The sequence below is a fragment of the Polaromonas sp. UC242_47 genome, from assembly GCF_044452385.1.
GTDB lineage: Bacteria > Pseudomonadota > Gammaproteobacteria > Burkholderiales > Burkholderiaceae_C > Polaromonas.
The window spans coordinates 2269374-2281996 of sequence record NZ_JBIOAO010000001.1 but is presented as its reverse complement, the minus strand read 5'-3'; the positions used below and the strand labels follow the sequence as shown (position 1 = coordinate 2281996).

The 12623-nt window shown below is 63.0% G+C and carries 10 protein-coding genes and 1 pseudogene; 8 read left to right on the top strand and 3 right to left on the bottom strand.

What is annotated here, in order from left to right; translation table 11 throughout:
* Positions 1 to 267 precede the first annotated feature (267 nt).
* Positions 268 to 1038 carry a TSUP family transporter gene (locus tag ACHMXK_RS11170; RefSeq protein WP_397440306.1) on the top strand — a complete coding sequence of 257 codons (771 nt, stop codon included), beginning with the start codon at positions 268 to 270 and terminating at the stop codon, positions 1036 to 1038.
* Between the two features lie 12 nt (positions 1039 to 1050).
* Complete coding sequence (locus ACHMXK_RS11165) at positions 1051 to 1515, top strand: EVE domain-containing protein (protein ID WP_397440304.1); 465 nt, start codon at positions 1051 to 1053, stop codon at positions 1513 to 1515.
* A 58-nt stretch (positions 1516 to 1573) separates the two neighbouring features.
* Here ACHMXK_RS11165 and ACHMXK_RS11160 read toward each other — a convergent pair whose 3' ends face one another.
* Genes ACHMXK_RS11160 through ACHMXK_RS11150 form a run of 3 tightly spaced genes read right to left on the bottom strand, consistent with a single transcriptional unit; the run spans position 1574 to position 6874 of the window.
* Positions 1574 to 4438 carry an Hsp70 family protein gene (locus ACHMXK_RS11160; RefSeq protein WP_397440302.1) on the bottom strand — a complete coding sequence of 955 codons (2865 nt, stop codon included), beginning with the start codon at positions 4436 to 4438 and terminating at the stop codon, positions 1574 to 1576.
* Positions 4439 to 4463: 25 nt separating this feature from the next.
* Positions 4464 to 6323, bottom strand: a complete 1860-nt coding sequence (locus ACHMXK_RS11155) for an Hsp70 family protein (RefSeq protein ID WP_397440301.1) — start codon at positions 6321 to 6323, stop codon at positions 4464 to 4466.
* The gene (locus ACHMXK_RS11150) at positions 6320 to 6874 is read right to left on the bottom strand and encodes a DUF2760 domain-containing protein (RefSeq protein WP_397440299.1); all 555 of its coding nucleotides are present in this window, start codon (positions 6872 to 6874) and stop codon (positions 6320 to 6322) included. The genes ACHMXK_RS11155 and ACHMXK_RS11150 overlap by 4 nt, the downstream gene beginning before the upstream one ends.
* A 322-nt stretch (positions 6875 to 7196) precedes the next feature.
* Between ACHMXK_RS11150 and ACHMXK_RS11145 the strand changes: the two genes are divergently transcribed.
* The 6 genes and pseudogenes from ACHMXK_RS11145 (at position 7197) to ACHMXK_RS11120 (ending at position 12522) form a co-directional block, all read left to right on the top strand.
* Entirely contained in the window at positions 7197 to 8492 is a 1296-nt protein-coding gene (locus tag ACHMXK_RS11145; RefSeq protein ID WP_397440297.1) for a DUF2130 domain-containing protein, read from the top strand.
* A gap of 261 nt (positions 8493 to 8753) precedes the next feature.
* Positions 8754 to 9724 (top strand): annotated as a pseudogene (locus ACHMXK_RS11140) (rhodanese-related sulfurtransferase).
* On the top strand, positions 9724 to 10368 hold the full coding sequence (locus ACHMXK_RS11135; RefSeq protein WP_397440295.1) for a glutathione S-transferase: 645 nt from the start codon (positions 9724 to 9726) through the stop codon (positions 10366 to 10368). Before ACHMXK_RS11140 ends, ACHMXK_RS11135 begins: the two are co-directional and overlap by 1 nt.
* A gap of 714 nt (positions 10369 to 11082) precedes the next feature.
* The gene (locus ACHMXK_RS11130) at positions 11083 to 11541 is read left to right on the top strand and encodes a nuclear transport factor 2 family protein (RefSeq protein ID WP_397440293.1); all 459 of its coding nucleotides are present in this window, start codon (positions 11083 to 11085) and stop codon (positions 11539 to 11541) included.
* 241 nt (positions 11542 to 11782) lie between these two features.
* Positions 11783 to 12013, top strand: a complete 231-nt coding sequence (locus ACHMXK_RS11125; protein ID WP_397440291.1) for a DUF4287 domain-containing protein — start codon at positions 11783 to 11785, stop codon at positions 12011 to 12013.
* 59 nt (positions 12014 to 12072) lie between these two features.
* Entirely contained in the window at positions 12073 to 12522 is a 450-nt protein-coding gene (locus ACHMXK_RS11120; protein WP_397440290.1) for an NUDIX domain-containing protein, read from the top strand.
* The last annotated feature ends 101 nt before the right edge of the window (positions 12523 to 12623 follow it).

Sequence of the window (12623 nt, the reverse complement as noted above, 5' to 3'; positions counted from 1 at the left end):
TTCAAAACAGACGCACGGCGGGCCGGTTTGACTCTGAGTAGAAGTTCGCTCTTCGCCATCACCGACACCCGATGCGCAAGACCACCTAAGTGCTCGGTTTTTACAGGCGTGGTGGTCCAAGATGGCCCCTATACGCAGTTATCCTTGCGGCATGATTTTTGAATGTCCAAGCGGGTCCAGGAACACCGCAAATTCCACCCTTCGCACGCCCATCCACCCAACAAACTTCAGCGATAAAACCAAGTCCTCGCAGCCAGGTGCCGCTGCATGACGATTTGGCAAATAGCGCTTTTTTTAGTCTGTGTGGCCCTGGCTTCCTGCGCCCAGAGCCTGAGTGGTTTCGCTTTTTCACTGATCCTGCTGGGCCTGGCCGGCCTGTTTGAACTGGCGCCGTTGGCGGACCTGGCCAATGTGGCCACCGTGCTGGCCCTGGCCAATGCCCTGGTCGCCTTGCGCCGAACGGGCAAAACCCTGGACGTGCCGGCCTTTCGCGATATTTCCATGGGCAGCCTGGCCGGCATTTTGGCCGGCCTCTTGCTGCTGGGCTGGCTCAGCAGCAATGTGATCCTGGGCTTGCGCCTGATGCTGGGTTTGACCGTGGTCGCCTGTGCCATCGTGGTGCTGCTTGATACGGCGGCCTTGCGCCAGCGTTCGTCGGTCACCTCGTTTCGCCTTTTTGGGGCCTTGTCGGGCCTGCTGACCGGCCTGTTTTCAACCGGCGGGCCGCCGCTGGTCTACCAGCTCTACCGCCAGCCCATGGCGCAGAAAACCGTGCGCGACACCTTGGTGGCCACGCTGGCGGCCGGCTCCCTGCTGCGGCTGGCCATTGTGTTGCTCAGCGGTCAGTTCAGCCTCAACGCGCTGAAGTTATGTCTGCTGGCCTTGCCACTGGTGTTTGCGCTAAGCTGGTGGCTGGAGCGGCACCCGCCAAGCTGGTCGCGGCAGGCCATGCGCAAACTGATCAGCTTTTTGCTGCTGCTGACGGGCCTGGGGCTGATTCTTCCCGCGCTGTTGCAGATCGCCACCTCCGCACGCTAAGGACCCACCACCATGAACTACTGGCTGATGAAATCCGAGCCCGAAGAATGCTCGGTCGACGACGCGCTGGCCGCACCAAATGCGACCGTGCCCTGGACCGGCGTGCGCAACTACCAGGCGCGCAACTTCATGCGTGATGCCATGCGTGTGGGCGACGGCGTGTTGTTCTACCACTCCAGTTGCGCGGAGCCCGGCATTGTCGGCATCGCCCGCGTGGCCTCGACCAGCCGGGTTGACCCGACACAGTTCGACCCCAAGTCGCCCTACTTCGATCCGGCCTCCAAACCCGAGGCGCCGCGCTGGCTGCTGGTGGACGTGCAAGTGTTACGCAAAATCCCCAACCTGACCCTGCCCGCTTTGCGCGCCCGGCCGGAGTTGGCCGATCTGCTGATGCTGAAAAAAGGCAATCGCTTGTCGATCACACCGGTAGAGCCCGCGCATTGGCAGGCTATTCTGGATAGTTGCCCCGAGGCGTAGTCGCTACACAATTCATAGCTACCTGCGCCCGCTCCACCTGGGCTAGAGCCTCATTTTATTAAAAATCCGGCTTGGCGGGTGTTGAAGCCATCAGTTTCAGACCCGGCGGCAAGGCTTCGCCGAACACACGGCGCTCGGTCGCTTCGTCCAGTTCCACACGTTCGCGCACCAGGGTCTGCCAGGCGGGCGGCGCATGTACAGCCGCGAGTTTGGCCATGATTTTTTCGCGCAGCGGCAGCGGCAAGTCACGCACCCGGTCGTCGGTCACGCGCGCCAGCTGCACAGCGGCAAACGCGGCGGCCTCCAGGCGTTTCCAGTCCAGCGTGAGCAAGGCCTCCACCCACGACGCAGCGACTTCGGCCGGCACCACGTCGTGGGTGCTGCCGTGAACCGGCTGGCGCGCACCTATGCGGCCCAGCGCCCACAAGGTCAGACTGTCGTTGGCCAGCTCGGATTCGCTGCGGGCTTTTTTGGAGGCCACGGCCTTGGACACACGGCCCAGCAGCCAGGTGCCGATTTCGGTTTTGTAGGCCTGCGGAATCCGCTCCAGCGCGGCGCCCAGGCGCAACATGTCGGCGCTGCTGCCGGCAACGGGTTTGGCGGCCAGCGGCTCGTCATCACCCTCTTCGTTGATCTGCAGGTTGAAGGCAAAATCATCGAGCAGACGCAACTGCTCGGGCGCGGCCAGGCCGCCGGCCACACGCCGCCACAAGGTCCACCATTCGGCGCCCACCTGTTTGTCGTTCGTGTGCTGAACGCCCAGTGCATGCTGCGGCCAGAGCTGCTGCACACGCCACTCGTCCAGCACATCGCCAAAACCCGGGCGCAGGCAAAAACCCGCGAGGTTGAGCCAGGCGCGTTCATGCGCGGCGCTGCGGCGGCGCCCGCGCGCGCGTTGCCACAAGGCGTCGTACAACTGGCGCAACACCGGCGTGGTCCAGCCCGCGCGATCGCCGAGCAGGCGTTCCAGCTGTACGCGCAGTTGCGTCACGTCCTTGGGGCTGACGGCCTGTTTGTTGGTGCCGAAGATGCGGTCGATCTGGGTTATGGCTTCGGCCATGCGGGCGGCGGCGCGGCGGTCTTCGGGTGATGCGGTTTCGTCGGCAACGGTCTTGCCGTGCCGCAAGTCAAATTCGAGCCGCCAGCGCTGGGTCGGGTCGGCCAGGCTGACGCAATGCATCTCCAGCGTGCCCACTTCAGTCAGCGAGGTCGCCAGTTGCACCGCGATGTCCTGCCGGCCGCTGTGGGCTGGATTAGCGCTTGCCCTGTTGGGGGGCGCTGGCAGCACCATCACGATGGGCGGCAGACGCACAAACTGATCGTCGTTTAAAGCCACCAACTCACCGGCTTGCGCCGGGGCTTGGTGGGCGTTGCTGATCGCGCTGAACAACTGAAAACGCACCGGCTGGCCGACACGCAACGCAAAACTGCGGCCACTGAGCAAGACTTCCCGCCCGGGCTCGCTGCCACGCGGCAGCAGGCAAATGCCTTGGCTTGTCGCTTTTGCATCCTTGCTGTCATCGAGCTGCAGAAAATAACTGCGCGCCGAACCGCCACCAATTTTGGGCGCCAGCCCTTGCTGCGCCAACGCATAAGCCACGGCGCCACGCGCCACGGCCAAGTCGGGATTGGCGTTGTGTAACAGGCGCAGCGGCGCGCCGCGCCAGGCGCCCAGGGTGTCGGCCAGGCGCTGCACCAGCGCGCCGGCGCGGAACACACCGCCGTTGAGCAGCAGCGCATCGGGCATGGCCGCGTCGTGCTGGCGCAAAAAATCGGCCAGGTGGCGCGTGATGGCGGCGTCGCGCGCATACGGCAGGCCAAAGGCCACCAGGCCGCTACGCGCCTGCCGGACTTGCGCCTCGGCGCCCACCTGCGGGAAAAAACCATCGACGATGAGATATTCCACCTCCTCGCGCGTCAAGCTCACGGAGCGGCTGCCGCCCACCAGTTTCGAGCCGCCGCCCAACAAGGTGACCGTGGTTTGCGCGGGCGCGTCGTCGGCCAGCAGCAACTCCTTGGCGACGCGGCAACGGTCCATCAGTTGTGCCAGGCGGCTGGCGGACAGCGGTTGCGGCGGCGTATCACCCGTAGCGCCAGTCATGCGCGCTTCGGCGGCGTGGGCCAGCGCCAGGTCCATGTTGTCGCCGCCTAACATCAGGTGATTGCCGACGCCGATACGGGTCAGTTGCGGCTGGCCGTTCACCAGCGCGACCTCAATCAGGCTCAGGTCGGTGGTGCCGCCGCCCACGTCGCAAACCAGCACCAGCCGGGTGCCGGCCAGTTCTTCGGCCAGTCGCTCGCGGTGGCGCAGCAGCCAGTCGTAAAACACCGCTTGCGGTTCTTCGAGCAGCCGCACTTTCGGCAAGCCTGCCTGTTGCGCAGCCGCCAGGGTCAAGGCACGCGCGCCTTCGTCAAACGACGCGGGCACGGTGAGCACAATGTCCTGCTGCTCCAGCGGATTTTTCGGAAAACACGTGTTCCAGGCGGCGCGCACATGGCGCAAATAACTCGCGCTGGCCTCCACCGGCGAAACCTTGGCCACCTCCTCGGGTGCGCCCCAGGGCAGGATGGGCGCTTGCCGGTCCACCGCCGCATGCGAGAGCCAGCTTTTGGCGCTGGCCACCAGCCGCCCCGGCACTTGCGCGCCCAACTGGCGCGCCCATTGGCCCATCACCACAGGCGGCTGGCCGGCTTCAAGCTCTGCCGGCCAGGGCAGTTGCAAGCTACTCTCGGCCAGTTCGCCAGGCCCAGCGTGGTAACGCAGCGAAGGCAGCAGCGGCAAGGCGGCGACTTCCCCGGGCGCGACCAACTGGTCGATGTGAAAAAGTTGCACCGCCTCCGGCTGGCCTTTGGCGGCAAGTTTGGCGTAGGCCACCACCGTGTGGGTGGTGCCCAGGTCTATGCCGACGATGTACTGGCGCATCAAGGCTGTGTGTCAGAGCCGCACGTCAGGCATGGCCGCGCACGTCGAACTCGACCTTCCAGCGTTCGCCGCCCTGGCTGGCCACGGCGATCAGTTCCAGCGTGCCGGTTTCGGTGGCGACGGCGCGCAGGCGGACCTGCACGACTTCGCCGTTTTGCCGGCCTTCGGCGGGCAAGGTCGCCTGGATGTCGCCCAGCTCCTGCAACTCATCGGGTTGCCAGGCTTCGAGCAAGGTGCCGGGCTGGTCTTGCCGGCGCACCGACGAACCCATCAGGCGCAAATGCACCGGCTCGCCAACCACCAGGCCAAACTCCTGCGTCTGCAACTCGGCTTCCGTACCTTCTTCCATGCCGAAGGGCGCGATGCACAGCGCTTGCAGCGGCGGCTCAAAACCGGGGATGGCCGGCATGGCCGACTCGATACCCACGTAATAGGCGCGAGCCGTGCCGCCGCGAATCCGCACACCCTCGCCGCGCCGCACATAACCGTAATAGGCCGCGCCACGCGCCACGGCCAGGTCCATGTCGGCGCCCGTCAAGGCGCGCGCTGGCGCACCCTGCTCCGCCGCCAGCCAGCTGTTGAGCGTAGCCAAGGTGCGTTCGGTCAGCACGTCCGACTTGAACACGCCGCCGTTGAACAACACCGCCGTCGGGTGCAAAAAGCTGGCCGAGGCATCCACCCGGCCGGCAAAACCTGCCAGTTCGGCTGTGGCACCGGCCTGGCGGCCCAGCAGCGCGGCCAGATGCCGCGTCACACCGGCGTCCTGCGCATAGGGCAGACCTAATTGCGTCAGGCCGCTGCGGGTGCGTATGACGGGGCGGGCGGAGGCATCGACTTGCGGGAAGAAACCTTCGAGGATGGTGGTACGCACCTCGTCCTGCGTGAGTTCGGTGCGGATGGAGCCGCCAATCAGTTTGGAGCCGCGGCTGGGCACCACCAGCGGCTGTGTCGCCAGGCTGGCATCGCTGAGCAGGTTTTCCTTGGCGCTGCGGCAGGCATAGGTCAAGGCGCGCATCTGCCACGCGTCGAGCGGTTTGCCTTCGGCCGCCAGCTTGCGCGCCACCACGTGCGCCAGGGTCAGGTCCATGTTGTCGCCACCCAGCAAAATGTGCTCTCCCACGGCCACGCGGTGCAACTCCAGCTGGCCGTCTTTTTCAAGCACGGCGATCAGCGAAAAGTCACTGGTGCCGCCACCCAGATCGATCACCAGGATGATGTCGCCAGGTTTGACGTCCTTGCGCCACTGGCCGCCGCTGTTCTGGATCCAGTTGTAAAGCGCGGCCTGCGGTTCTTCGAGCAAGCTCAACGAGCTGTAGCCGGCGGCGCGTGCGGCCTCGGCCGTCAACTCGCGGGCAGCCGGGTCAAAGGATGCAGGAATCGTGACGGTCACGTCCTGCTGCTCAAACGGCGCCTCGGGGTGGGCGTGGTCCCAGGCCTGGCGTACATGGCGCAGGTAACGCGTGGAGGCTTCCAGCGGCGAGATACGCGCCACTTCCGGCGGCGCATCGGCCGGCAGAATGGCGGCGCGCCTGTCCACGCCGGGGTGGCACAGCCAGCTCTTGGCGCTGGACACCAGACGTATCGGCGTCAAGGCGCCGCGCGCACGGGCCAGCTCACCAACGGCAAAGTCCTGGCCGCTGGCCCAGGGCAAGCTCAGGTCACCCTCGGCCAGTTCGCTGGCATGCGGCAGGTACAAAAACGAGGGCAGCAGCGGCAGGTTTTCCACGCTGCCGGGCGCCGTGAGCTGGGGAATGGCCAGCACGCCGTGCCGGGTCTTCTCGCCCTCGCTGGCGCTCAGGTCCACATAGGCCAGCGCGCAATGCGTGGTGCCCAGGTCTATGCCGATGGAAAAACGCGCGTCGGGCCGCAGGCTGGCTTCGCTCACAGCTCGACCTCGGCTTGCGCCAGCACGGTGGCGTCGTGGCCTTCGGCCAGTTTGGGCAGACGGGTCTCGGTGGCGCGCCAGCCGCGGTGGCTCAACGTGCCCTGGAACGGCGCCTGGCCAAGCACATTGCCGGTCAGGCGAATCGCGCGGGCGTCAAAACCTGCTGCCAAGGTGATGCGGCTGCCTTCTTCTTCAGCACGCACAGGCGCCAGGGTGAAATGCTCACGCAAGACCTTGGCGCAGCCCTCATGCACCACACGTGCGGCGCCGCCAATCTCGGCGTCTGAATAGCTGCTCAGGTTTTCCTGCGTGAAGTCGATCAGGCGGGCGTCGCGTTGCAGCAGGGCCAGCAGTTGCAGGGCCGCGTCGGGCGTGGCTTCTTTCAAGGGCGTAGGTGTTGGCGCAGGCGTCGGCGCAGGAGGAACGGGCGCCTCGGGCTGGCTCAGCGCCATCACACGGCTGGCAAACACCGGGTTGCCGAGAATGCTGAAAAAAGCGCCGAAAGCAAGCGGCAGGCGTTTGAAAAACGAAGGGGGCGTGGATGATGGCATCAAGGGCTCCTGAATGCGCCGGCCTGCAAACAGCCGGGCAAAACAAATAAGGGGGGCGTGGTTTTAAAAAAAACCGGCCAGGGGACGGGTCGCGCGACGGGCGCTGCGGCCTCTCCGCGGCTAAAACCTGCGGCAAAGCGCTATTGTCCATAGAAAAATATGCCCCAAACCGGCCTGGGGGCAATTCTTCAAGCCAAAAAGGCCTCCAGCCCAGATCCATCAAGCGCAAGCAGCTATTTAATTCATAGCGAAATGGGCACTGACACGACCGCTTCGTAAAACGGCAGGCGGGATAATCCTCCGCAGCCCACGAAAGACCCGCATGACCGAACCGACCATCACCTGCCCGAGCTGCAGGACAGAAATCAAACTCACCGAATCGCTGGCCGCGCCCCTGCTGGCCTCGACCCGCCAGCAGTTCGAGGCGCAGCTTGCGCGCAAGGACAGCGACATCGCCCAGCGCGAAGCCGCGATGCGCGACAAGGAAAAACTGCTGAGCGAGGCCAAACGCGAGCTGGAGACGCAAGTGGCCGACCAGGTCGCCAGCCAGTTAAAAACCGAACGTACCCGTGTGGCGGCGGAAGAAGCCAAAAAAGCCAAGGCGGCGTCTGCCGACGAGCTGGACGCGAAGGCGCGCGAGCTGGCCGAGTTGCAGGACGTGCTCAAGGTGCGCGACGCCAAGCTGCTGGAGGCGCAAAAAGCCCAGGCCGAGCTGATCAAGAAGCAGCGTGAACTCGACGACGAAAAACGCGAGCTGGACCTGACGATTGAAAAACGTGTGCAGACCGGCCTGAATGAGGTGCGCACCTTGGCCAGGCGCGAAGCCGAAGACGGCATGAAATTACGCGTGGCCGAAAAAGACCAGACCATCGCCTCGATGCAGCAAAAGATCGAAGAGCTCAAACAGAAAGCCGAACAGGGCTCGCAGCAACTGCAGGGCGAAGTGCAGGAAATGGAGCTGGAAAACCTGCTGCGTGGCAAGTTTCCGTTTGACCTGATCGAACCCGTGCCCAAGGGCGAGTTCGGCGGCGATGCGCTGCAGCGCGTCAACAGCCAAAACGGCATACCTTGCGGCACCATTCTGTGGGAGTCCAAACGCACGCGCAACTGGAGCGACGGCTGGCTGCCCAAGCTGCGCGACGACCAGCGCACGGCCAAGGCCGAGGTCTGCGTGCTGGTCAGCCAGGTGTTGCCCAAGGGCGTGGAGTCGTTTGATCTGATAGACGGCGTGTGGATTGCCTCGCCACGCGTGGCGATTCCCGTCGCCATCATGTTGCGCCAGGGCCTGCTGCAGGTCAGCCAGACCCGCGCCTTGTCGGACGGCCTGCAAACCAAGACGGAAATGGTTTACCAGTACCTGACGGGCCCACGTTTCCGGCAACGAGTCGAAGCGATTGTTGAAGCCTTCTCGTCCATGCAGGACGACCTGGACAAGGAACGCAAGGTCATCACCAAACAATGGGCCAAACGCCAGGCGCAGATCGAAAGCGTGATGAACTCCACCGTGGGTATGTATGGCGACCTGCAAGGCATTGCCGGCCAGTCGCTGCAGGAGATTGAAGGGCTGGGGCTGAGCGCGCTCGACGCCCCGCCGCAGGGAACACAACAACTGCTGTGAACCGACAGCGCCAGAGATGCTATCCATTTCATAGCTTCTTGCGCCCGTGCTGAAAGGGCTGCAGCCTGTTTTATTTAAAAATCCCGGGTGCCGGGCGCGCTAAGACCCAATCTTGCCCCTGGCCCGCCGCCGTTTCCGGCTTTTCCTTAAAATCGAAGCTACCGGGAGCGGGGCTGGGCTTGATACGTATCAAGCCCCGCCCCGCCCTCAGCCCTTACGATGGAAGCGCGGCACTTGTTCCGCGCTCAGCCCCTCCTTGCCATGTCCGACTACCTCACCGCCGCTCTTTATAAATTTGTCACCCTGCCCGACTTCGCCGAGTTGCAGGCGCCGCTGCAGGCTTTTTGTGAAGCGAATGATGTGCGCGGCACCTTGCTGCTGGCCGAAGAAGGCATCAACGGCACGATTGCCGGCCCCGAGGACGGCGTGCGGGCGGTGCTGGCCCATTTGCGCAGTGACCCGCGCCTGGCCGAACTCACACACAAGGAATCCTGGGCGCAAAAGCTGCCGTTTTACCGCATGAAGGTGCGCCTCAAGCGCGAAATTGTCACCCTGGGTGTGCCCGGCCTCAATCCCAGCCAGATGGCCGGCCAGTACGTGAAGCCGCAAGATTGGAACGCCCTGATCGCCGACCCCGAGGTGGTGGTGGTCGACACCCGCAATGACTACGAGTTCGGCATAGGCACGTTTGAAGGCGCGCTCAACCCCCACACCAAAAGTTTTTCGGAGCTGCCGGGCTGGGTTGAAAAGAGTCCGCCCCGGGCGGCGCGCTGGCGGCCAAGGACGGTAAAAAACCCAGGGTCGCCATGTTTTGCACAGGCGGCATACGCTGCGAAAAATCCACCGCCTTCATGCGTACCCAGGGTTTTGACGAGGTCTACCACCTGGAAGGCGGCATTCTCAAATACCTGGAAACCGTGCCCGAAACCGACAGCCTGTGGCAGGGTGAATGTTTTGTTTTTGACGAGCGTGTCTCGGTCGTGCATGGCCTGGCCACCGGTCACTACGACTTGTGCCGCGCCTGCCGCGACCCGATCAGCGAGGCCGACAAGGCCTCACCGCTGTACGTGGCCGGCGTGAGTTGCCCGGCCTGCCACGACAAAAAAACCGAGGAACAAAAACGCGGCTTCATTGAACGCCAGCGCCAGGTCGACTACGCCAACCGGCGCCGCCAGCCGCATATCGGGGCCAAGATGCCGTCGTCGACCGCCGAGGACCTTGAAGGCTCCTGATGGGCGCCGCCCTGCCCGTTCTTTATTCGTTTCGCCGCTGCCCGTATGCCATGCGTGCGCGGCTGGCACTGGCCGTGAGCGGCCAGCCTTACGAATTGCGTGAAGTCGTGTTGCGCAACAAACCGGCCGAGATGTTGGCCGCCTCACCCAAAGCCACGGTGCCGGTGCTGGTGTTGCCCGATGGCCGCGTGCTCGATCAAAGCCTGGACATCATGACCTGGGCCTTGCAATGGCATGACCCCGAAGGCTGGCTGACGGCCGATACCACCATCGTGAATGCGCTCATCGCCGCCAACGACGGCCCGTTCAAATACAGCCTGGACCGCTACAAATACCCGAACCGTTATGCCGGAGAACATGACGGTGACAACAAGGCATTTGCTTTAACTCACCGCAGCAACGCCGCCGCCTGGCTGGTGGAACTGGAAGTCCGGCTCAAGCAGAACGACTGGCTGTGTGGCCCCAATACCAGCCTGGCCGACATGGCCATCCTGCCTTTTGTGCGCCAGTTTGCGCATACCGATGCGGCCTGGTTTTCGGCGCAGCCCTGGCCGTGCTTGCAGAGCTGGCTGGCGGGCTTCGAGGGCAGCGCGCTTTACGCGGGCGTGATGGACAAACACCCGGCCTGGCAGCCTGTTGCCTGAAGCTGCAGTCGCTATCAAATAAATAGCTACCTGCAACCACACCGTCTGGGCTAGAGGCCGTTGTGATGCTTAATTTTGGCGATTTTTCAGCCATTCCACTTGCTTGTCACGCATGAAAATGGCCTTCCGCCCAATAGACACGGGCGCAAGTAGCTATGAAAGGTAGAGCAACGGAATACGCTGGGAAGCATTGACCGCCATTCCGGCAGGAGCTGAGCACTTCGCTGGTGTTGAGCGCCGGATGTCGGCTTCGGAGAAGAATCAACGTACCCCTGAGGTCCGAAGCTGCCGCCCAATATGCTGTCTTGGATGTCTTCAAAGCAGGGCGGTTTCTGTCGTTCGTGGCCAGACTCCGAACTCACGGTCCCGGCCTGGCTCCTGTCATTCGCCAGGTCAGAAATTTTCGTCGCCAATGAGCGGTATCGGCCAAGAGCTACCGATGATGCTTGGGGAAGGTGCCGCTTGACGCCTCCCGAACATCGACAATCTCGAACTCGCCCGTGCGCTTCCTGAACGGGCGACTATCGCCCTTGCCGTTCTGCCGCTTGCCGCGCTGCCGTTCGCGCGGAGACGTTTCCGTAAGAGCCACCTCTGACTTCTACCGAAGACGCGCTCGCCGGTATCGACTCGGGCTTAGTTCTTGCCTCTGCGCTCAAATGGCATTTAAAATAGTTGAACGATACGGTGGCCTAATTCCCTTGAGGAGCACCCAGCATGAATACAGTGAATCTCCGTGTGTTGGCGTTGTTCTCTGCCTGTTTGCTGGCGGCACCGCTCGCGTTAGGCCAAGGCGGTGATGTCGAGCAACAAATCTCGGCGCTGTCAGATGAGATGATCCAGGCGAATTTGAAAGACGACATCAGATTTTACGAAAAGTACTACGCCGACGATGCCACGATAGTCCACGGCAACGGCAAGCTGTTCACGAAGGATCAGGAACTCGCGGATCTCAAGTCCGGCGCTCTCAAATATGAGTCCATTGACGTCCGAGAGAGAAAGATACAGGTGTACGGCGATACGGCGGTCGTTAACTTTCTACTCACCTTCAAAGGATCGCTCAGCGGACAACCGTTCAGCCCGACTGACCTTCGCAGAACGGTGGTTTGGGTCAAGCAAAAAGGAAACTGGAAGGTTGTCGCGTGGCAGGTGACGCGAGCACCAGAGAGTAAGTAAGCCTTTCGCTGGGTCTCAGGCAGGTTAATCCTCCCACACAAAGGGCTCGCAGCCCAGGGCTCGAACGAATGACTGCTTTGGGTGGCGTATTCTGTCGCACCAAGCACGGCTGACTCGGGCCCACAGCGGCTGTATTTCGCTACTGGGCCTCAGGAGCTTCCGCGCCCGAGCAGCGCTTGCAGGCGGTCGAGGACTTGCTCCTTGGCTGTTTCGCTGATGTCATTCCCATACGAGGTGTCCCATGACTTTTCAGGCTTACATCGACAACATCCAGGCCAAGACCAGCAAGTCCCCCGCCGACTTCAAAAAGATGGCAGACCAGAAAGGCTTTAGCGTTAAAGGCAAACTCAAGCCCGACGTGAAAGCCGGCCAGGTCGTGGCGTGGCTGAAAGAGGACTTTGAGTTAGGCCACGGCCACGCGATGGCGATTGTGGCTGTGCTCAAGGGCAGCCAGGGTGGACGTGAGGCGTAGCGAACCTGAATAGGTTGGACGACGCGAGGTCGCCCCCCTGTTTGCTCGAGAATAAGGGGATGAGTCCCCTGCCCACGTCACAAACCCACACCATCCGCATCGCCGCAGCCCTCTTGACCCGGGACGATGGGCGCACCTTGTTGGTCCGCAAACGCGGCACCTTGGCCTTCATGCAGCCGGGTGGAAAAATTGAACCCGGCGAAGAACCCGTTGCGGCCTTGGTGCGCGAGTTGTATGAAGAGTTGGGTCTGGTGATCACAGCGTCGCGGCCGGTTTACCTGGGCTGCTTCGCCGCGCCTGCGGCCAATGAGCCGGGCTGGACGGTTGAAGCCGAGATGTTTCGCCTGCATCTCACCAACGCCGACGAGGCGGTGATACCCACCGCCGAGATTGAGGAAATTGCCTGGGTGGACCCGCTGTCCCAGATTACGCTGCCGCTGGCGCCGCTGACCCAGGCGCATGTGTTGCCGCTTTCTGCAAGCTTGGCGTCCCTAGCAGGGATTTCTTAAGTCTTTTAGGCATCCAGCCCTTATGCAGCATACGTAACAAGCTATCAATAGCGTAGCAAAAGCAGGCCTTGCCAGATGGCACCTCGGATGCTCTTGACGCG